The following is a 19376-nucleotide window of genomic DNA, read 5'->3' on the forward strand; positions in this document are numbered from 1 at the left end:
CCCTGCCTTCCAGCGCCCCCACCAGCCGAGATCACGAAGCCCGGCTGGAGCACTAGCCGGTGAAGCTGGACACCACGGCAGCCGCGATGCTCAGCACCACGGCGAGCAGCAGTGCCCTCGCAACGGACAATCCCGGGACGACTCGATGACGGCTGGCCCGGCCGAAGGGAACGGGAAGCACGATGCCCGGCCAGCCGACCCGGTTGCTGCGGAAGACCGGATACAGCGCATGTGTCAGCCGGTTCCGCACCCGGCGCAGGCTGGGGCGGATCACGATCCGGCCCAGGTGCAGTTGCAGGAGTGCGTGGCGGCGGAACGCGACGAAATGCGGCGTCCAGTCACGGTCGAAGTAGATCAGCCCGTGGATCTGCTCCTTATTCCGGACAGAGCGTTTGCGCGGGTCGGCGGGCAGACCCGCGCGGAAGTACATGTGGGTGCGCTCCCGGAATCGCGCGTATTCCTCGCGGTTGAGCGGGACGAGGACCACCAGTCGTTCCGGCGGCATCAGCGAAGTCGCCTGCGCGAACTCCCACCGCAGACCCTCGCTGTGTCCCGCCGAGATCAGCACGAGCGAGGCGCCGTGCATCAGATTGAGTACTTCGGCCTGCCACCGCTGGAGATCCGGGCCGGGATCCGGTTCCGGCGGAACGTAGATGTGCGCGGGTCCCAGCGCGGGCAGCGGGTTACCGGGATTCCCGATCGCGACGAACGTGCCGAAACGACGGACCGCGGTGGCCAGTTCCTCGAGATACGAGCCTCCGGAGCCCAGAGCGGCCATGAGCGACCGGAACGGCGCATGCCGTTCGAGCAGGGCGTCATGGGCGAACGACCGGAGATACAGCACCGGCGGGGCATAGCTGGTGCGCAACACCTCGCGCCCGTCCGCGGCGAGATGTTTCTTCCCTCGCATCGCCAGCCGGGCGCCGACCGCACTGCAAACCAGGAACAGCGGGATGGAGAACACATTCAGGAACAGCATTCCGGGAAACACAACTCCCAGCGCGAGCACGCCGCATGCCACACCCAGGGCCCGGTAGCGCCATCCGAGATCGCGGCGTGGCCCGGATTTCGGCCTGGCCCTCCGGGTGCCCGGTGTCCAGTACCGTTGGGGTTCAAGATGTTCGCCCCGTTCGGCGCTGTACCCGCTCCAGCCGAGGAAGGGCACCATGCCGGTCGCGGAGTCGATCCATCCGGGAGCCAGACCCCACTCCCCGGCACGCGCGGTGACTGCCTCGCGCACCTTCCGCACCACCGTTTCCGCCGGGACCTTGTCTTTTTTCTTCTGTCTGTCCGTGGGCCGGTACTTGCGCTCCACCGATGCGATCATCGCCCTCAGCCGCTTCGCTCGCCGAGTGCCCGTCAACGGCAGCGACATTCCCCACCAGATGGCGGCGGCAGCGGACACGAAGACCTCGGGGAACAGGGGCAGGCCGGTCGCTTTCGACGCCCATTGCCAGACCACCATCGTGAGCACTGTGAGCGGGAGCAGCGCCCAGGTGATCCATGTGAGGAGCTCGCGTCCTGGGTAGCTGAGCAGGAATCCCGCGGACACCAGCCTGCGCCGCAAGCCGGCGGCGGTCTCGGTCCGGGTGAACGCCCTGGTCAGCGAGTGCAGGTTCGCATGGCTCGGCAACAGCTCGAGTACCTGCCGCTGCACGGGATCCTGAACACGCTGCCCGGCGTCGGGTCGGGGACGGAATTCGGTGGGATCGCCGGGATGGACGGTGACCGCGCCCGAATCCACCAGGCCCGCCAGCGCGGTCTCGACGACCCGGTACGAATAACCGGACACCGCGGCCACGTCGTAGGGCCCCAACGAAGGTGCCGTGCGAGCGACCGCCCTGGACTGCGCCCAGAAGTAGGCGCCCACCCGGACGGCCGAAACCGCGCAGAGCAGGACGGCATACACGGCCACGTACGGCCCGGCCTCGATCGCTTCCGGCGTAAACCCCATGCGAACTCCACCATGCGCATCGTGTCCGGTGGATCCGGCGGACGAATCCGGTGTCCCCACACCGAAGCATTCGTGGTCGAGTCCCCAGAACTCGATACCGGTCCCCGCGACGGCTCGGCAGTCTACCGGCTCCGGCCCGGCCACGAACACCGAACCCGGCCGTCATCCGGGAAAAATACCTTGCGGCGTAAAATATTCGGTGGCCGGATGATCCTCCGGCCACCGACACACGGTTTCCGGCTGGCCGGCCGCGGTCTGGTTCACCGAGTTCGCCGAGAAGTCCGCCGATCCACCCGTTTGCGGGACCAGCGTCCTGATACTCCAACCGTAGATCGTAAGTTCACTGTTCCTGGTCCGTGGCCGCGCCCGTCTTCGCCGGCCTCACCTGCCAAGATCACGAAGTCCGACTGGAGTACTAGGACTGTCGCCCAGGTCGGAATGCCCGGGAACCATTCGTGAGCGAAGAAGCCAGCCCACTGATTGATTCCTCGACCAGGCCGGTGACCGACGCGACGATCATGGAAGGTGCTTGATCTCCACGTGCGACTGGCCTGGTAGCGCTCCCACGGGCTCGTCCCGCCCGCGCCCATCGTCGGTCACCTTCAGGCCGGTCAGCACCACCAACCTCTAGTTAGAGGCTATTACTTTCGCTATTGACACTCACTGCAAGCTGGTTATACCTTCTAACCATCGTTATTAGATATAACACAACGCGAGACCAGCCGCCCAACGAGGAGAAGAATCATGTCCGGCATCCACCCGAGCACCTCGCCGAACCCGCAGGCCCTGCCCCACACCGCACGGACCCGTCGCCGCCGGGGTGGTGCACGTGCCGCCCTGCTCGCGATTCCGCTGGCCGCAGGCATTCTCGGCGCCACCGTCGCTCCAGCCCAGGCCGCCGCGGCCGGTCATGCCGCCGGCCCGGCTTCGCTGACCTGCCGCGGGGAGAAGGTGTCGACCCCGCCGCCAAGGTCCGGTACCGGACCGAGACCTTCATCAAGGCACCGTTGAGCACCGTCTGGAATCTGCAGACCGACGTGGCGCGCTGGCCGTCCTGGCAGGAGCCCGTCGCCTCCGCGAAACGCCTGGACCCGGGCCCGTTCCGGAAGCACTCGCGGTTCCGGTGGACCACCCCGGTGCCTCCCACCCCGGTCAGCCCCGCCACCGCGCTGGTCATCACCTCCACCGTCCAGCAACTGCAGCACAACAAGTGCATCCGCTGGACCGGGCCCGCGGTCGGCGAAGGGCTGCACATCGACGGCGTCCACGTCTGGAACTTCACCAAGGTCAACGGCGGTGTCCTGGTGCGCACCGAGGAAACCCACACCGGCCCGCAGGTCGACGCCAACGTGCCCCTGGCAACCGATCACCTCGGAAAGGGCCTGGAGGCATGGCTGGCGGCCCTCAAGGCCACCGTCGAGTCCGGCAACCACCACCCGACGGACAACGCCTGACGCGCCCCCAGCGGCACCACGCCAAAGAGATCGCGCCGGAGGCATGGCCGTCCGATCAACGCGAACTTAGTCGCGCAGCAACGGATTCCACGCGCTACGCCTCGACTCCAGGAGGAGACGAATGGTCACCGCAACACCGCACCGCAACCGCTTCCCCGCCGCAAGGCTCGTCACCATCTCGGCGTGGGCCACGCCGGTCCTGATCATCGGCCAGTTCGCCATGGTGGCGGTGGTCCCGGTCGTGCTCGTGCTGATCGGCACCCTCAGCGATACACGCCTCCGAGCACTCCGGTGGTGGGCCGCCGCGCTCGCGGCGGTCTACGCCATACCCCTAGCCCTCTGGGCGATCGGACCGGACCGAGCACCAAGCCTGTCCAAGGACATGAACCCGGCCTTCGCGGCCCTCGTAGTCGCCACGGCGATCGCGGTCGCCATAGCCAACCACCGCCAGCGCAGGAATCCCCCGCCGCTTCGCCAGGCGGCAGAACGACCCCGAACGGAACCTGCGGAGGGAGACGGTTCCCGCAGGTACGACGCAGCCCCGGAAAATCACGCCGAGCCACCCCTTGGATGATGCCTCTCGCGATCGGCCAAGCCCGCTCATGAACGACTGGCGGGACGCCTGAGCGACAGGTTTCGGAACTTCGGATTCCTCTCGGCTCCAACGGAAATCCCCGCTGTGTTCAGCGGGATGGTTTGAATGCTATTGCGCGGGTGGCTTCGGCTACCTCGGGCCAGCGGGGGTCCGTTGGGGTTGCCGGGAAGCCGAGGAGTGGCGCGAGGCGCTTCCAGGCTTTCGGGTGGGCCTTCTGGTAGGCCAGCAGCACCTTCTGGACCTCTCGGCCTTCGAGGAAGCGGTGGTCGGGCTCCGGCCATCGGCGTGCGCCGAGGCGCACATCGATGGCCGGGGCCGCTTGGATGTTCCGGTACCAGTCGGGGTTCTTGCCCCACGCCGCCACCACCACGACTTCCGGGACCTCCGGGTCGTAGCCCACGACCTCCACGACCACTTCCCGCCGGGCGCCGGTTCGCCGGCCCCGGTGGGCCAGGTAGAGCAACCGGTGCCCGGCCAGCCACCCGAGTCTCGCCCGGTAGAGCCAGATCGGCGCGCGCAGCAGGATGCGCAGCGCGCCACGCGGTTTCCGGTCGGTCACGGCCATGCTCACTCCCGTCGGCTCTCGGCCGGTCGATTCGCCAGGCATGCCTGGGCTGGGGCTGGCCCTGTCTGGCAGATGATAGGCGCGACGCCCCCGGTCACGGGTACGCGCGTTTCGTCGCTGCCGCCGGGACCGATGACGCTCAGCCTCGCCTGCATGCGGCGTCACCTTCGGGCGCTAGGAGGTATGCGCGGCGAGCAGGCCCGAGCATGCTCGCCGCCCTCCTTGCCGAGTTCAGCGTGATTGGGCGGCTTGGATCACGGCGTGGATCACTCGGGAGATCCGGTCTGCGGCGTGATCGGGGTCGGGTTGACCGGCGTCCAGCCAGGCGATGATCGCTTCGTGGGCGACGGTGGGGACCAGCCGCGCCGCCCAGTCGCGCCACCGGCCTTCCGGGATCACCTCGCTGACATGTCGCTCGGCGATCTCGGTCGACGCGGTTCGGATTGCGTCGACGACGTCCCGGAATTCCGGTTCGCGGGCCGCGTGGCGGAACAGCAGCCGAAACCCATCGGGGTCCGCACCCGCGGCCCGCAGCAACGCGGGGATGCTGGTGTCGTCGAAATCGTCGTCGCCGACGGCCTCGGTGAGCCGGACGCAGGCGCGGTCGAGCACGGCCCGGTAGAGGTCGGCCTTCGAGTCGAAGTGCTGGTAGAGGATCATGCGGCTGACCTCGGCTTCGGCAGCCACGTCGTCGAGCCCGGTCGCCCGGTAGCCACCGCGAGCGAACGATCTGGTGGCCGCCTCCAGGATCTGTGCACGCCGCTGCGCCCGAGCCATGCGCCGCGTCGGTGTCGCAGTCCCCGACGCCGCGGCTCCAGTCGTCCGGCCCGCCATCGTCACCATCCCCTCTTGTTAACTTCAAAGTCTACATCTACATTTATTTACGACAGTGTATACAACCTTGGGTAAATATGGGGGTGTCATGATCGCTCCGATCCAGTTGCCGTTCGAACAGCGGCATCCACTGGAGGTAGCGCCGCAGCTGCGCGACCTGCAGTCACGGCGCGCGGTGCACGAGGTGCGCACCGCGGTGGGCGACAGGGCCTGGCTGGTCACCAGCCATGCCTTGGTGCGCCGACTGCTCGCCGACGAGCGGCTCGGGCGCTCACATCCCGCACCGGAACACGCATCCCGCACCGGGGAGTCCGCGCTGTTCGGCGGCCCGCAGGGCGACTTCGACACCGAGCAGGTCGACCACGCCAGGATGCGCGCACTGCTGCAGCCGCACTTCTCGCCCAGGCAGATGCGCCGGCTGCGGGCCCGCGTCGAGGCGCTGACCGCCCAGCTGCTCGACGACTTGGCCGAACAAGGCCCACCGGCGGACCTGCACGCCGCGCTCGCGCTCCCGCTCCCGATCCTGGTGATCTGCGAACTGATCGGCGTGCCCTACGACGACCGCGACCAGTTCCGCGCGTGGACGCAGGCGGCGGCCGATATCACCGACCGGACGCGCTCCGAACAGGGACTCGCCGACCTGTTCGCCTACGGCCGGCAGCTCGTCGCCCGCAAGCGCCGGGATCCCGGCGACGACATGATCTCCCGGCTGTGCGCCACCGACTCGGTGGGCGATGACGAGATCGCCATGCTTTCCATGGCCCTGCTGTTCGCCGGACACGAGACCACGGTCGTGCAGATCGGCATGGGCGCCCTGCTGCTGTTGGCCGACCCGGCGCAGTGGCGGACGCTGCTGGAACAACCCGGCCTGGTGCCGAACGCGGTGGAGGAAGTCCTGCGCGCCCCTGGCCGAGGCGGCGACGGGATTCCCCGCTACGCCCGGACCGACTTCGACATCGAAGGCGCGACCGTCCACAAAGGAGACCTGGTTCTGCTGCACTCCGGGGCGGCCAACCGCGACGAGACCGTCTTCTCCGATCCCGATCGCTTCGACATCACCCGCGGGACCGCCGGCCACCTGGCATTCGGCCACGGCCCGCGGTACTGCATAGGCGCCCCGCTGGCCCGCATCGAACTCCAGGCGGTGTTCGGCCAGCTGGTTCCCCGGTTCCCGACGATGCAGCTGGCAGTTCCCACCGAGGAGCTGACACTGCGCCGGGACGTGCTCACCGGCGGGCTGGTCGCACTCCCGGTGACCTGGTGAGCACCAGGCCGGCACGTCCGGTCGAGCAGCGCACCCCGCCGTCGCTCAGCCGGTCTTCGGCGTCGTGAGCGCCGGGGCGAGGACCCAGAGGACCCTGGTCGGACTGCCGTCGTCGGTGACGCTGGTGAACGTGTGCGCGGTGTCTCCGGCGAAGGTGAGCGCGTCGCCGGTTTCCAGGGTGATCTCCTCCCCGGCGAGGACGACGCGGAGGCGGCCTTCGAGCACGAAGACGAACTCGACCCCGGTGGGCAGGACGTACGGTTCGTCGCCGCTGCCGCCGCCGGGGCCGATCACGCTCAGGATCGCCTGCACGCGGCGCTCGCCTTCGGGCGTCAGGAGGTACTCGCGCATGCCTTCGCCGCCGAAGCGGATGGACGGGTAGGCGTCGTGCCGGACCACTTCGCCCGCGGCGGCGGCGAAGAAGGTCGATACGGAGACCTCCAGCGCCTCGCAGAGCCGCATCAGCGACGCCACCGACGGGTTGACCTGATCGCGCTCCACTTTGGATAGATAGCCCTTGGTCAGGCCGCTGCGGTCCGCCAGTTCGGCGAGCGTCTTGCGCCTGGACATCCGGATGGCCTTCAGCTGTGCGCCGATGCCTTCGCCGCGCTGTTCGCCGGTGGGTGCCTTGTGGGTACCTGCCACGGGTCGGGACTCCTTGCTCTCGGGCTGGAGTTCCAGGTTGCCATCCCGCGCACTGATGAAACTCGTGTTTCTTATGAAAAACAAGAGTTGACTTGAGGCGTTCGCGGAGCCAGGCTCCCCGTTACTTGGCGCACAGGGGAAGGGCGATGGGACATTGGCTGACACGATTCGCTTGTGGGGCGGGCGGTTTCGCACGCCGTCGGATCCCGCGCTGACCGAACTCTCCCGATCCGACCCGTCGTACTTCCGGATGGCCCCCTACGACCTCGCCGGCTCCCGTGCCCACGTTCGCGAGTTGCAACGAGGGGGCATCCTGGACGAGTCCGAGTGCACGACCGTGCTGGCCGCGATCGACGAGTTGGACGCGGATGTCCGCGCCGGCCGAGTCGCGTCGACGCCGGACGACGAGGACGTGCACACCTTCATCGAGCGGGTCCTGCTCCAGCGACTCGGGCCGCTCGGCGGCAAGGTCAGGGCCGGCCGGTCGCGCAACGACCAGGCCGCCAACGACCTGCGCCTGTTCCTCCGGGACCGGGTGCGCACGATCGTCGCCGAGGTCGCCGACCTGCAGGACGCCCTGATCGCGCAGGCGCGGCAGCACGTCCGGTCGATCGCTCCGGGGTTCACGCACCTGCAGCCGGCGCAGCCGGTGGTGTTCGCCCACCAGCTCCTCGCCCACGCGCAGTCCTTCTCCCGGGACGTCGAGCGCTTGCAGGACTGGGACCGGCGCAGCGCCCGCTCGCCGCTGGGCGCGGCGGCGTTGGCGGGTTCCTCCGTCGCGGTGCGACCGGAGCTCTCGGCGGCCGAGCTCGGATACGCGGCGCCGTGCGAGAACTCCATCGACGCCGTCGCCAGCCGCGACCACGTCGCCGAGTTCCTGTTCGCCACCTCGATGCTCGCGGTCAACGTGTCGCGGTTGGGCGAGGAATTCTGCCTGTGGACCTCGCGGCAGTTCGGTTGGGTGGTGCTCGACGACGGGTTCTCCACCGGCAGTTCGATCATGCCTCAGAAGAAGAATCCCGACATCGCCGAGCTCGCCCGCGGCAAGGCGGGGCGCCTGCTCGGCGACCTGGCCGGTTTGATGTCGGTGCTGAAATCCCTGCCGCTGGCCTACAACCGCGACCTCGCCGAGGACAAGCGGGCGGCGCTGGACAGCGTGGACACGTTGGCGTTGGTGCTACCGGCGATGGCGGGCATGGTGCGCACGATGCGCGTCAACGTGGAGGTGCTGCGCGAGCAGGCCACCGCCGGGTTCACGCTCGCGACCGAGGTGGCGGATTGGCTTGCGGAGCAAGGAGTTCCGTTCAGCGAGGCCCACGAGGTCACCGGCGCCTTGGTCCAGCTGTGCGAGGACAAGGACATCGAGCTGGAAGAGGTGACGGACGCCGACCTGCAGGCCGTGGACGAGCGGCTCGCGCCGGCCGTGCGGGATCGGCTGACGCCGGAGGCGGCCGTGGCGGCCCGCATCGGCTACGGCGGGACCGCTCCGGACCGGGTCGTCGAGCAGATCGACCGGTTGGCGGCGGTCACGGCCGCGCAGCGCGTGTGGTCCGCGGAGTACGAGGGGCCGAGATCATGAGCCCACTGCATCAGGCCGAGTCCGCGGCGGTCGCGGGCGCGGACTGGGAAACGGTGCCGCGCAAGCACCTCGGCCGCTGGGTCGCCGCGGTCGTCGTGCTGGCAGGGGTCGCCTGGTTCGCGCATTCCTTCGCCAACGCCCAGATCGAGTGGTCGGTCGTCCGCGAGTACCTCGCGGCACCCGTGCTGCTCAAGGGCTTGGTGCTCACGGTGGTCCTCACGATCGTCGCGATGGTGCTGGGGATCGTCCTCGGCGTGGTCGTCGCGGTGATGCGCTTGTCGAAGAACCCCATCACCAGCGGTGTCGCCTGGGTCTACGTGTGGATCTTCCGCGGGACCCCGGTGTACCTGCAGCTGCTGATGTGGTTCAACCTGGCGCTGATCTTCCCGGTCGTCTCGATCCCGGGCCTCTACACCGGCCGCACGGTCGAGCTGGTGACGCCGTTCGTCGCCGCCGCGCTCGGCCTGGGCATCAACCAGGGCGCCTACACCAGCGAAGTCGTGCGCGCCGGGATCCTGTCCGTCGACGAGGGCCAGCTGGAGGCGGCACGGGCGATCGGGATGACCCGGCTGAAGGCGTTGCGGCGAATCGTGTTGCCGCAGGCGATGCGGGTGATCATCCCGCCGGTGGGCAACGAGACGATCAGCATGCTGAAGACGACGTCGCTTGCCTCGGCCGTGGGCGTCACCGAGATCGTGCTGGAAGCGCAGCACATCTACTTCGTCAACAACCGGATCATGGAGCTGCTCATCGTCTGTGCCGTCTGGTACCTGGCCGCCGTGTCGGTGCTGTCCGCGCTGCAGTTCTACCTCGAACGGCACTACGCGCGCGGTGCCACGAGCCGTGCGCTGCCGCCTACCCCGCTGCAGAGGTTGCGGGCAGCCGTGCTGCGGCAGAAAGCAGGTGCGTGATGGCGACCGCATTGGTCCGGGCCGAGGGCGTGCACAAGAGCTTCAGCGACCTGCACGTCCTCAAGGGCATCGACCTCGAAGTCGCCGATGGTGAGGTGTTGTGCCTCCTCGGCCCCTCCGGCTCGGGCAAGAGCACCTTCCTGCGCTGCATCAACCACCTGGAGCAGATCAGCCGCGGCCGGATCTGGGTCGGCGACCAGGTCATCGGCTACGAACCGCGCGGCGGGAAGCTCCACGAGCTGGACGAACGGTCGATCGCCCGGCAGCGGCAGTCCATCGGCATGGTTTTCCAGCGCTTCAACCTATTCCCGCACCTGACCGCGCTGCAGAACGTGATCGAGGGCCCGGTGCAGGTCAAGCGGGAGACCAAGGCCACGGCCATCGAGCGAGCCGAGAAGCTCCTGGCTCGCGTCGGGTTGGCCGACAAGCGCGACGCGTATCCGCGGCAGCTCTCGGGCGGTCAGCAGCAGCGCGTGGCGATCGCGCGGGCGCTGGCGATGGAGCCGTCCCTGCTGCTGTTCGACGAACCCACTTCGGCGCTGGATCCCGAACTGGTCGGCGAGGTCCTCGCGGTGATGAAGGACCTGGCGAAGTCGGGCCTGACGATGATCGTGGTCACCCACGAGATCGGCTTCGCCCGCGAGGTGGCCGACCGGGTCGCCTTCATGGATGCCGGCGCGATCGTCGAGATCGGCGCGCCCGGGGCCGTGCTCGACCATCCCGAACATCCCCGCACCCAGGCGTTTCTGCAACGGGTGCTCTGAGGGGTGGTTGCAGATTCGGTTTGCGTGGCGGTGCGGGTAGCGGCCCCCCTGCGGGAGTTACAGACGCCGCCTGGACTGTGGGAGCCCCGACTTACGTAATGCCCAATACGCGGCATCGGGGCTGTCCTCGCCAAGAACCCCGGCGGGGTGGGCACTGTCTGAGAACCCGCGGCGGTGCGAGCTGAGTCCCTCACCGCATGCGGCTGACGCCGCATTCTTAAAGAACCTCTAACCCCCGATTCGTCGAAAGAGGTAGTCATGCTTCGAAATGGGCCGAAGGCTCCCCGGATCCTCACCGCTGCGCTGCTCACCGGGCTGCTCGCCACGGCAGGCTGCGCGGGCGGCAGCACGAACACCGGAGCACCGAACAGCAGCGGATTACCGGATGTCGTGGCGCAATCCGGGACGATCCGGATCGGGATGTCCCCGGATCTGCCGCCGATGGAGTTCCGCGACGAAGCCACCGGTCAGGTGGTCGGCGTCGACGTCGAGATCGCGAACGCCATGGCGCAGCAGCTCGGCGTCAAGGCCGAGTTCGTCGAGCAGCCCTTCGACCAGCTGCTCAACTCCGTGGCCACCGGCCGCGTCGACATCGTCATGTCCGGGCTGTCGGACACCACCGAGCGGCAGAAGACGGTCGACTTCGTCGACTACTTCCTCTCCCGCGCCCAGTTCTACTCGTTGCAGGAGCGCGCCGCCGAGTTCGCCTCGCCGGAGTCGTTGTGCGGCAAGAAACTCGCGGTGAGCAAGAAGACCGACTACTACCTGATGGTGCAGAAGTACGACGCGGAAACGTGCGGCGGCAAGGGACTTCCGGCGATCGAGCTGTTGCCGACCGATTCCGGGTCGGCGGCCCGCCTGCAGCTGGAGCAGCGCCGCGCGGACGTCGCGGTGCAAAGCGGCGAGAACCTGGCGTTCTTCGAGAAGAAGGACCCGGCGAAGTTCGAAACCGTCCTGGAACCGCTGCCCGGCAAGCCCTTCGGCGTGGTGGTCAAGAAGGGCGACCAGCAGATGGCCTCCGCGGTGCAGAAGGCCCTGACCGCGGTGGTCGACAACGGCTCCTACCAGTCGATCCTCGACAAGTGGGGCCTGAGCTACGGCGCCACCAGGCCCGTGGTCAACGGCGTCAAGCCGTGACCGGTGACCGGTTGGTGTGGCGGGGCGGCGCCCAGGTGGCTGTCGCCCTCGCCTTCGACCTCGACGGGCCGACCGGGACGGCCATGCTCGACGGCAGCATCTGGCGGAAGCCGGAGTACTTCACCCTCGGCTCGTACGGCCCGTGGCGGGCGCTGCCGCGGATCCTCGACCTCCTCGACGCGGCCGGTGTTCCGGCCACGTTCTTCATCCCCGCGTGGGTCGTGGAGACGTGGCCGGAGCGCTGCCGGGACGTCGTGGCGCGCGGTCACGAGGTCGCCCACCACGGCTACCAGCACGAATCGTTCCGCGATCTCGACACCGACCAGCAGCGGCGGGTGCTCCGGCGCAGCCAGGAGATCTTCGAGGACGTGCTGGGCGCGCCCGCGGTCGGCTACCGCACTCCGTCCGGGGACTGGGCCGTCGACACTCCGCAACTACTGGTCGAGCACGGCTTCCGCTATTCCAGTTCGATGCGCGGCGACGACCGGCCCTACCGGCACCGCATCGACGGGCGACCGTCACCGCTGGTGGAGATACCGGCGCGCTGGGAACTCGACGACTACGCGTACCTCGCGTACCACCGCCGGCCGGACTACCCGTCCGGGCAGGACCGCATCGCCGGCTATGCGACGACCCTGGACAACTGGCAGCGCGAGTTCGACGGGCACCGAGCCGAAGGGCTGTGCATGACAACTCTGTTCCACCCCAAGGTGGTCGGCAAACCCGGGCGGCTGCAGCTGTTGGAGCGGTTCCTGGCGCACATGCGAACACCGAGCGACGTGTGGTTCGCGACCTGCCGCGACGTCGCCGAGTGGCATCGCGAGGTGCAGGACGTTCCGGAGGCGAGGTGAAATGGCGGCACGAGAACCAACCTGGCCACCCGGGCAGAAGTGCGCCGTAGCGATCACGGTGGATTTCGACGGCGACCTCGCCCTGCTTTCGGCGGATCCCTCGCTGAAGTCGCGAGAAAAGACGCTGTCGCAGTTCCGCTACGGCGCAACACGCGGCGTCGACCGGCTCCTCGACCTGTTCGCCGAGCTTGAGGTGCCGGCGACGTGGTTCATCCCGGGCGCGAATGCCCGCGAACACGGGAAGTTGGTGGAACGCGTCCACAACGCCGGTCATGAGATCGGCAATCACGGCTTCACGCACGAGGACTTCGACCGGCTCGACCTCGCCGGCCAGCGCCGTGCGATCACCGCCGGTCAAGACGCGCTCGCCGAGATCACCGGCGCATGGCCCCGGGGATTCCGCATCCCGCAGGGCGACTTCGCCCGCGGACTTCCCGAAGCGCTGGCGGAAGCAGGAATCGACTGGTCCTCGTCGTGGCGCGGCGACGACCTGCCGTACGTCCACCCCGCCGGGCTGGTGGAAATCCCGCTGCACTACGAGCTCGAAGACGCCCCGTACTTCGTGTTCAACCTCGACCCTCCGATGCCCGCCGGTCAGTGCCGGATCGCCGGCTACGCCGACGTGCTGGACAACTGGTGGCAGGAATTCCAGGCCCACCACCGCTTCGGGCTCTGCTACGTCCTCCGGCTGCACCCGGAGGTCTCCGGAACTCCCGGACGCATCGGGCTCGTCCGCGAACTCCTCCAACGCATCCGCGCCACCGGCGGGGCGTGGTTCGCGACCGGCAGCGAGATCGCCGACTGGTGGCACGAGAACCACCCCGTCAACGAGCCCGGACACCCGGCGGACGTCTTCGCCCGACTGACCGGAGATGGTTTCGATGCCTGAACCCACCGCAAACCTCCTCGGCGAGTTCATCGCCGGAACCACCTTCGCGGGTCTCCCCGGAAGCGTCGCGGACAAGGCCAAACGACACCTCCTCGACACCCTCGGCGCGGCCCTGGCCGGTGCCAGGACACCGGAAACGACCAGGATCACGGCAACCCTCACCGCGCCGACCACCACGGGAGCCGCGATCTGGGGAACCGGCCTGCTCGCCTCGCCTCGCGACGCCGCGCTGGCCAATGGCGTGGCGGCACACGCGCTGGAACTCGACGACACCGGCGGCTGCGACCACTCCGGCGCGGTCGTCGTTCCCGCCGCCCTCGCCGCTCTTTCGCTGACGGACCGAGTCGTTTCCGGCGCAGAACTGCTCGTCGCGATCGTCGTGGGCTACGACCTCGCCAGACGCGCTCTGGAAGGCTGTGGCGGCTACCAAGAGCACAACCAGGCGGGCTGGCACTCCACCGGCACCTGCGGCCCCTTCGGATCGGCCGCCGCGGCAGCCCGCATTCTGGCGCTAGCCCCGGAACAATGCTCCGCGGCGGTCGGCTTCGCCGCCTCGATGAGCGGTGGCCTCTGGGCATTCGTCCACAATGGTGCCTTGAGCAAGCGGCTGCACGCGGGTCGGGCCGCGGAAGCCGGTGTCACCGCTGCCGCGCTCGCCGGAAGCGGAACCTCGGGCCCGGTCCACGCTCTCGACGACGTCTGGGGTGGCTTCCTCAACACCTTCGCCCCGGAAACCGCACAACACTCCGCGCTCACCGACGGGCTCGGTGAGCAGTGGCGAATCCAGCGGTGTGCCATCAAGCCCCACGCATCGTGCCGCGGCACGCACTCGGCCATCGACGCCGTCGCGCAACTCATGCGGGACCACGACCTGCATGCCGACGAGATCCGGGAGGTGCGCGTCCGCCTCAGCCCGTTCCTGGCGGACATGTGCAGCGGCCGCGACACGCGAACCCTCGGCACAGCGCAGCTCAGCCTGCCGTACGCGGTCTCCGCTCAGATCGCGTACGGCACCGCGGACCTCTCGGCATACAGCCCGCAGCGCCGCAGCGACGAGCGGGTGCGAGCCATCATGGATTGCGTCTCGCTCGACGTGGATGCGTCGATGCCGGCTTCCGCCGAACCGATCATCGACCTCATCACCGAAGACGGCAGCCACCCGTGCCAGGTCACCGATCCGCTGGGCTCACCTGCCAACCCGATCGGCGACGACGCCCTGATCGCCAAGTTCCGCAGCCTCGCGGCCGTCCCGGAGCCGACCATCGGGCGGCTGGTCGACACCGTGATGCGCCTCGACGAGTTGCCGGATGCTCGGCAACTGCTGGAACACCTGGTTTGAGCCTCGGCCTCATCCAGGCAGGTGCGTCGGCGCGAACATGCGCAAATTCGCCGGCAACACCACGACGTTCGGCCCCGGCTCCGCCAACGCGGCGGCGAGGTCCCGCTCCAGGCAGTCCGGTGTGGACTTTCGCGCAGGAACTCCGAAAGACTCTGCGAGCGCGACGAAATCGGGCCGGGCGAGCTCGGTCCCGTAGGCGGACCCGAAGGCGTCGGTCATGTACTCGCGGAGGATTCCGTAGCCGCCGTCGTCCACGATCAACCAGGTCACGTTCAACCCCAGCTGCCGGGCCGTGGCCAGCTCGCTGATGCCGTACATCGCGCCGCCATCACCGGAAACCGCCAATGCCGGCCGCCGATCGCCCAGCGCGACAGCTGCACCCAACGCGGCGGGAAACCCGTAGCCGAGTCCACCGGCGCCCTGCGCTGACTGCATCGCGCCCGGGACTCGCGCGTCGAAAGCCGACCAGGCCCAGTAAGCGAGGATCGTCATGTCCCAGAAGCTCGGCGCATCATCGGGCAACGCGGCGCGAACCGCCTCGACTAGTGCGCGTTCGGTTCCCAGGTCCTGGCTGTCGAGCCGTTGCCGGATCTTCGTCAGCAGCTCGCCGACACGCGCCTCCGCCACGCCGTCGGACTCACGCGCGGAGACCGCCGAAGCCAGCGCCGCGAGGGCGAGCCGCGCATCGGCGTGGATGCCCAGCGCCGGGACGTTGGCCTCCAGCTTGGCCAGGTCCGCTTCGACCTGGATGACCCGCCCCCGCGGCCGGAACGTGTGGTAGTTGCTCGACAACTCCCCGAGCCCGCTGCCGACCACGAGCAGAACGTCCGCATCGGCCAGGAAATCCGTGGTGTGCTGATCCTCCAACCAGGACTGCGCCGACAACGGATGCAGCCAGGGGAACGCACCTTTGGCTCCGAAGGTCGTCGCCACCGGGGCGCGCAGCTTCTCGGCGAGTTCCAGCAGGGCGTGCTCGGCCCCGGCGCGCACCACTCCACCACCTGCGAGGATCACCGGGCGCTGCGCGCGATCCAGGTCGGCTGCCGCGGCATGGACCAACTCCGGCAGCGGTGCCGGTACCTGCGGCGTCGCGGTCAGCCCGCGCACGGGCGGAAAATCGGCCTCGGCCAGCAGGACGTCCTGTGGGATCTCGACCCAGACCGGGCCGTGCGGCGGGGTGAGCGCGATCTCCCAGGCGCGGGCGATCGCGCTCGGGATCTGGGACGGGTGCCGGGCCGTTTCGGCGGATTTCACCACCTGTGCGACGCACGCGCGCTGGTCGGGCAGTTCGTGCAGGAAACCCCTGCGCGGGCCGCCCAAACCGGCCGACGGGACCTGACTGCCGATGACGATCACCGGAACCGAGGAGGATGCCGCCTCCTGGAGCGCTGCGAGGCTGATCAGGGCGCCCGGGCCGGTCGACACCAGCAGCGGAGCCGGACGACCGGTGGCGCAGGCGAAACCCGCCGCCGCGAACCCGGCGTTGAGCTCGGTGCGGAAACCCGCGTACCGCAGCCCGGACCCGGCCAGGGCCTGGAAGATCCCGAGCGCGTGCTGGCCGGGCTCGCCGAATACGGTGTCCGCGCCCAAAGCCGCCAGCGACTCGACGACGAGCGATCCTCCGGTGCGCATCACGCGACGAGCTCTCCCTCCGCCACTGCAACAGGCCTGCCGAACTACGAGTAAGACCACCATGAAACATCACGAGTTCTACGGGAAACAAGTGTTTCCTACAGCAGGTGCGCCTGCCGCCGAACCGGCCCGCCAGCCAGCCCGACGCCGGGACGGCCGTGACGACCGCGAGCAGGTGTACGCCGTGGTCACCCATTGGATCTCGGTGACCGAGGCATCGAAGTCGGCGATCGGTTCCCGGATGCCGACGCTGACGATCGTCGCGTCCAGCGTCGCCATGAACGTGCCGAGCACCAGCACGAACGCGGTGCGCCACAACGCCGGGTCGATGCGCTCGCGGGTGGACGCCTCAGCCATCGCTGCTCCGCAGCTGCCCGACGAACCCGGCCGCGTCGGAATCCAGGGCCCGCCGGGCGGGCCGGCCACGTGCATGACGTCGCCGGGCGTGACCGCGCGCGCTCACTCCGAGGCGAGACCGCCGGGGTGCAGCACCATGTCGATGTCGATCTCGCCCGCGACGGGGTCGTACCGGCGCACGGTGTACTCACGCGACGTCGGAGACGGCTTGGGCCAGCGCAACAACAGCCCGTTCTGCTCGGGCAGCCGCAGCCTGCCGTCCGGGTCCGGGAACATGAGCTTGACGTGCTCGCACGGGGCGTGCGCCTCGAAGCCCTCGGTGCCCGCGCCGAGGGTGACGCGGATGAGCCCGGCCCCGAGCATCTCGGTGCGCACGACCTCGGTCTGGCGGATCCGGATCGGGTAGCCCACCTTCTCCGCGTGCCGGCCGGCTCGCACCTGCGCGATCCGGTCCAGGTGCCCGACCCGCTCCGCTTCCGCGCGCGTCATGCGTCCCCCTCCCCCATCGCCACCCGCAGGCTCCTCGGCCGCAGGTCGGTCCAGTTCGCTCGGATGTGGTCCAGGCACGCCTCGCGGGCTTCCGGACCGAACACCCGTCGGCAGCCCGCCGGAACCTCGGCGAACTCCGGCCAGAGCGAGTGCTGCTCCTCGTCGTTGACCAGCACCAGGAAGGTGCCCTCCGGGTCGTCGAACGGGTTCGTCAGGACGTGCTCACCTCGCTCGGATAGTGCTTGACGCCGGCTCGGTGCGCAGGCCGCTCACAGCCCGACCGACCGAGCTCGGGGACGCACCGGCGAAATCCGCCTGCGACGCGCCGCCTCCGCGAGGATGTCCAGGCAGCGCGCGGTCGCGGGCAAGTCCAGGCAGCCGTCGGTGACGCTGACTCCGTAGCGCAGCGGCTTCGCCGCGATGTCCTGACTGCCCGGCTCGAGGAAGGACTCGATCATGAGTCCGCGCAGGCCGCGGTTCCCGGCCGCGACCTGCGCCGCCACGTCCTCGACGACCCCCGGCTGCCGCCGGTAGTCCTTCCCGCTGTTGCCGTGCGAGGCGTCGACCACCACGCCAGCCTCGACGCCCGCGGCGCGCAGTTCGTCCAGCGCCGCGCCAACGGACGTGGCGTCGTAGTTGGGCCGCGCGCCACCGCGAAGCACGACGTGGCAAGCGGAATTTCCCGCGCCGACCACCGCGGACAGAGCTCCGTCGACCGCCAGCGAGGGGAAGGTGTGCGGCGCCCGCGCGGCGCGCACCGCGGCGATCGCGACCTCGACGTCCCCGGTCACGCCGTTCTTCATGCCGACGGGCATCGGCAGCGCCGAGGCGAGCTGCCGGTGCGGCTGGGAGGCCACCGTGCGCGCGCCGAGCGCGCCCCACGACACCAGGTCGAGCACGTACGGGGCGAGGAACGGATCCACGAACTCGTACGCCAGCGGGAGGCCGGAATTCGCTGCGCGCACGAGGAATTCGCGCCCGATCGCCAGCCCCTCGGCCAGGTCTTCGCGGCCGTCCAGGCGCGGGTCGTGCAGCAGCCCCTTCCAACCGACCGAGGTTCGCGGCTTCTCCAGGTACGCACGCAGCACCACCAGCAGGTCGCGGTCGTGCGCCGCGGCGGCGGCCGCCAGTTCGCGCGCATATCGCAACGCGGCGTCCGGGTCGTGCACCGAGCACGGCCCGACGACGACCAGCAGCCGGTCGTCCGTGCCGTCGACGATCTCCCGCACGGCCCGTCGGTGCCCGGCCACCTGGGCACGCAGCCGTTCGCCGCGCGGGAAGCGCTCGGCCAGCTCGGCCGGCGTGGGCAGCGGCCCGAGGATTCGCGCCGAGTCGTCCGGCCATGCCAGGGCGAGCGGTTCGTCCGCGATGGCGGGCAGTTCGAGGGGTACCGCGGGTCCAGCCATGCCGGCGAGCTCCTCCTCCGTCGTGATTCCCGAAGCGGTCGACGCCGGGAGCACGAAGCCCGGCAGGACACTTGGGTTAGCCTAACCTAATAAATTCGGCCGCAGCACTCAAGTGATCAAGGGAACAGCACGGCACGAAAAGGATCATCCAGACGCACGACGGAAACGTGCGTGGCGGCGGACACAGGCTTCCACCATCCCGGCCCCTCGGCAAGACTGAGGGCATGCCGCCGCAAGAACTGCTCGCAAGACCGCAATGGCGACGAACAGGTGACCCGCGCTTCCCGGTCGCCGCCATCGTCGACGGCCGATCTTGGGCCCTGCGGCTCAACAGCTTCCCAGATCATCCACTCTGGACGTTGTTCGTCGATGGCGCGAGGCGCTTCGACATCGACGACCTGCCGTCCACCTGGGGAAAGCCGTCACCCCGGACGGACCCGCCGCTGGACGCCCGTACCGCCGAGGAGATCCTCGCCCCCATCCGGACCTTCGTGGCCTACGGCAGCGAGATCGGCGACCCCTGCGACAACCCGTTCTGCTGCGGTTGAGACTCACCGGCCCGGACTCGGAGCCTTCCCCACCCTCACTCGAATAGAGCACCGCCATCCCCGCAGTCGCTCCCCGCGCCAGCGTGATCATCGGCATTCCCAAGCCCGACGCAACGGTGCGGCGCATCGTTCAGCGTGCGCTCCCCGCAAGGGCCACGGGGCA

17 protein-coding genes and 3 pseudogenes are annotated in these 19376 nt (G+C 69.2%); 11 read left to right on the top strand and 9 right to left on the bottom strand.

Features of this window, described 5'->3' with window-relative positions; all coding sequences use genetic code 11:
• Nucleotides 1-52: 52 nt before the first annotated feature.
• Complete coding sequence (locus AB0I53_RS02720; RefSeq protein ID WP_358595365.1) at nucleotides 53-1954, bottom strand: TIGR04222 domain-containing membrane protein; 1902 nt, start codon at nucleotides 1952-1954, stop codon at nucleotides 53-55.
• Nucleotides 1955-2698: 744 nt separating this feature from the next.
• On the opposite strand from AB0I53_RS02720, the pseudogene AB0I53_RS02725 reads away from it, so the two are divergent.
• Nucleotides 2699-3408, top strand: a pseudogene (locus AB0I53_RS02725) (SRPBCC family protein).
• A 121-nt stretch (nucleotides 3409-3529) separates the two neighbouring features.
• Nucleotides 3530-3982 (top strand): hypothetical protein, encoded by a 453-nt coding sequence (locus AB0I53_RS02730; protein ID WP_358595368.1) that lies wholly within the window; start codon nucleotides 3530-3532, stop codon nucleotides 3980-3982.
• A gap of 109 nt (nucleotides 3983-4091) precedes the next feature.
• Here AB0I53_RS02730 and AB0I53_RS02735 read toward each other — a convergent pair whose 3' ends face one another.
• Together AB0I53_RS02735 and AB0I53_RS02740 are read right to left on the bottom strand one after the other, a co-directional pair.
• Nucleotides 4092-4568: a nitroreductase family deazaflavin-dependent oxidoreductase gene (locus tag AB0I53_RS02735; protein ID WP_358595371.1), complete on the bottom strand. Its 477-nt coding sequence runs from the start codon at nucleotides 4566-4568 to the stop codon at nucleotides 4092-4094.
• Nucleotides 4569-4799: 231 nt separating this feature from the next.
• Nucleotides 4800-5345: a helix-turn-helix domain-containing protein gene (locus AB0I53_RS02740; RefSeq protein ID WP_358595374.1), complete on the bottom strand. Its 546-nt coding sequence runs from the start codon at nucleotides 5343-5345 to the stop codon at nucleotides 4800-4802.
• Between the two features lie 145 nt (nucleotides 5346-5490).
• Here AB0I53_RS02740 and AB0I53_RS02745 point away from each other — a divergent pair, with 145 nt between their 5' ends.
• Nucleotides 5491-6666: a cytochrome P450 gene (locus AB0I53_RS02745; RefSeq protein WP_358595377.1), complete on the top strand. Its 1176-nt coding sequence runs from the start codon at nucleotides 5491-5493 to the stop codon at nucleotides 6664-6666.
• A 45-nt stretch (nucleotides 6667-6711) separates the two neighbouring features.
• Here AB0I53_RS02745 and AB0I53_RS02750 read toward each other — a convergent pair whose 3' ends face one another.
• Complete coding sequence (locus tag AB0I53_RS02750; protein ID WP_358595380.1) at nucleotides 6712-7311, bottom strand: XRE family transcriptional regulator; 600 nt, start codon at nucleotides 7309-7311, stop codon at nucleotides 6712-6714.
• Between the two features lie 154 nt (nucleotides 7312-7465).
• Here AB0I53_RS02750 and argH point away from each other — a divergent pair, with 154 nt between their 5' ends.
• The 7 genes from argH to AB0I53_RS02785 all read left to right on the top strand — a co-directional run bounded on the left by argH (nucleotide 7466) and on the right by AB0I53_RS02785 (nucleotide 14781).
• Complete coding sequence (argH, locus tag AB0I53_RS02755; protein WP_358595383.1) at nucleotides 7466-8890, top strand: argininosuccinate lyase; 1425 nt, start codon at nucleotides 7466-7468, stop codon at nucleotides 8888-8890.
• The gene (locus AB0I53_RS02760; RefSeq protein WP_358595386.1) at nucleotides 8887-9801 is read left to right on the top strand and encodes an amino acid ABC transporter permease; all 915 of its coding nucleotides are present in this window, start codon (nucleotides 8887-8889) and stop codon (nucleotides 9799-9801) included. The genes argH and AB0I53_RS02760 overlap by 4 nt, the downstream gene beginning before the upstream one ends.
• On the top strand, nucleotides 9801-10565 hold the full coding sequence (locus AB0I53_RS02765; RefSeq protein WP_358595389.1) for an amino acid ABC transporter ATP-binding protein: 765 nt from the start codon (nucleotides 9801-9803) through the stop codon (nucleotides 10563-10565). The genes AB0I53_RS02760 and AB0I53_RS02765 overlap by 1 nt, the downstream gene beginning before the upstream one ends.
• A gap of 258 nt (nucleotides 10566-10823) precedes the next feature.
• A complete protein-coding gene (locus AB0I53_RS02770) occupies nucleotides 10824-11702 on the top strand; it encodes an ABC transporter substrate-binding protein (RefSeq protein ID WP_358595392.1) in 879 nt (292 codons plus the stop codon).
• Nucleotides 11699-12553 carry a polysaccharide deacetylase gene (locus AB0I53_RS02775; RefSeq protein ID WP_358595395.1) on the top strand — a complete coding sequence of 285 codons (855 nt, stop codon included), beginning with the start codon at nucleotides 11699-11701 and terminating at the stop codon, nucleotides 12551-12553. Before AB0I53_RS02770 ends, AB0I53_RS02775 begins: the two co-directional genes overlap by 4 nt.
• A gap of 1 nt (nucleotide 12554) precedes the next feature.
• Nucleotides 12555-13442 (top strand): polysaccharide deacetylase, encoded by an 888-nt coding sequence (locus AB0I53_RS02780; protein ID WP_358595398.1) that lies wholly within the window; start codon nucleotides 12555-12557, stop codon nucleotides 13440-13442.
• Nucleotides 13435-14781: an MmgE/PrpD family protein gene (locus AB0I53_RS02785; protein WP_358595401.1), complete on the top strand. Its 1347-nt coding sequence runs from the start codon at nucleotides 13435-13437 to the stop codon at nucleotides 14779-14781. The genes AB0I53_RS02780 and AB0I53_RS02785 overlap by 8 nt, the downstream gene beginning before the upstream one ends.
• A 9-nt stretch (nucleotides 14782-14790) precedes the next feature.
• On the opposite strand, the gene AB0I53_RS02790 is transcribed toward AB0I53_RS02785, so the two are convergent.
• From AB0I53_RS02790 to AB0I53_RS02810, 5 genes and pseudogenes are all read right to left on the bottom strand, one after another.
• Nucleotides 14791-16413, bottom strand: coding sequence for a thiamine pyrophosphate-binding protein (locus AB0I53_RS02790; RefSeq protein ID WP_358595673.1), 1623 nt, complete (start codon nucleotides 16411-16413; stop codon nucleotides 14791-14793).
• A 109-nt stretch (nucleotides 16414-16522) separates the two neighbouring features.
• Nucleotides 16523-16770 (bottom strand): annotated as a pseudogene (locus AB0I53_RS02795) (MFS transporter); the annotation flags it as partial.
• 36 nt (nucleotides 16771-16806) lie between these two features.
• Nucleotides 16807-17259 (bottom strand): annotated as a pseudogene (locus AB0I53_RS02800) (siderophore-interacting protein); the annotation flags it as partial.
• Nucleotides 17256-17474: an MbtH family protein gene (locus tag AB0I53_RS02805; protein WP_358595675.1), complete on the bottom strand. Its 219-nt coding sequence runs from the start codon at nucleotides 17472-17474 to the stop codon at nucleotides 17256-17258. The pseudogene AB0I53_RS02800 and the gene AB0I53_RS02805, both read right to left, overlap by 4 nt.
• Nucleotides 17475-17528: 54 nt before the next feature.
• Nucleotides 17529-18665, bottom strand: a complete 1137-nt coding sequence (locus AB0I53_RS02810) for a 3-deoxy-7-phosphoheptulonate synthase (RefSeq protein WP_358595404.1) — start codon at nucleotides 18663-18665, stop codon at nucleotides 17529-17531.
• 224 nt (nucleotides 18666-18889) lie between these two features.
• On the opposite strand from AB0I53_RS02810, the gene AB0I53_RS02815 reads away from it, so the two are divergent.
• The gene (locus AB0I53_RS02815) at nucleotides 18890-19213 is read left to right on the top strand and encodes a hypothetical protein (RefSeq protein WP_358595406.1); all 324 of its coding nucleotides are present in this window, start codon (nucleotides 18890-18892) and stop codon (nucleotides 19211-19213) included.
• Nucleotides 19214-19376: the final 163 nt, after the last annotated feature.

This window comes from Saccharopolyspora sp. NPDC050389, assembly GCF_040655595.1.
Classification (GTDB): domain Bacteria; phylum Actinomycetota; class Actinomycetes; order Mycobacteriales; family Pseudonocardiaceae; genus Saccharopolyspora.

Excerpts from the sequence above, each read along its gene's own strand:
- AB0I53_RS02720 (WP_358595365.1), bottom strand. The coding sequence starts at position 1,954 with ATGGGGTTTACGCCGGAAGCGATCGAGGCCGGGCCGTACGTGGCCGTG.
- AB0I53_RS02730 (WP_358595368.1), top strand. The coding sequence starts at position 3,530 with ATGGTCACCGCAACACCGCACCGCAACCGCTTCCCCGCCGCAAGGCTC.
- AB0I53_RS02735 (WP_358595371.1), bottom strand. The coding sequence starts at position 4,568 with ATGGCCGTGACCGACCGGAAACCGCGTGGCGCGCTGCGCATCCTGCTG.
- AB0I53_RS02740 (WP_358595374.1), bottom strand. The coding sequence starts at position 5,345 with ATGGCTCGGGCGCAGCGGCGTGCACAGATCCTGGAGGCGGCCACCAGA.
- AB0I53_RS02745 (WP_358595377.1), top strand. The coding sequence starts at position 5,491 with ATGATCGCTCCGATCCAGTTGCCGTTCGAACAGCGGCATCCACTGGAG.
- AB0I53_RS02760 (WP_358595386.1), top strand. The coding sequence starts at position 8,887 with ATGAGCCCACTGCATCAGGCCGAGTCCGCGGCGGTCGCGGGCGCGGAC.
- AB0I53_RS02765 (WP_358595389.1), top strand. The coding sequence starts at position 9,801 with ATGGCGACCGCATTGGTCCGGGCCGAGGGCGTGCACAAGAGCTTCAGC.
- AB0I53_RS02770 (WP_358595392.1), top strand. The coding sequence starts at position 10,824 with ATGCTTCGAAATGGGCCGAAGGCTCCCCGGATCCTCACCGCTGCGCTG.
- AB0I53_RS02780 (WP_358595398.1), top strand. The coding sequence starts at position 12,555 with ATGGCGGCACGAGAACCAACCTGGCCACCCGGGCAGAAGTGCGCCGTA.
- AB0I53_RS02785 (WP_358595401.1), top strand. The coding sequence starts at position 13,435 with ATGCCTGAACCCACCGCAAACCTCCTCGGCGAGTTCATCGCCGGAACC.
- AB0I53_RS02790 (WP_358595673.1), bottom strand. The coding sequence starts at position 16,413 with ATGCGCACCGGAGGATCGCTCGTCGTCGAGTCGCTGGCGGCTTTGGGC.
- AB0I53_RS02810 (WP_358595404.1), bottom strand. The coding sequence starts at position 18,665 with ATGGCTGGACCCGCGGTACCCCTCGAACTGCCCGCCATCGCGGACGAA.
- AB0I53_RS02815 (WP_358595406.1), top strand. The coding sequence starts at position 18,890 with ATGCCGCCGCAAGAACTGCTCGCAAGACCGCAATGGCGACGAACAGGT.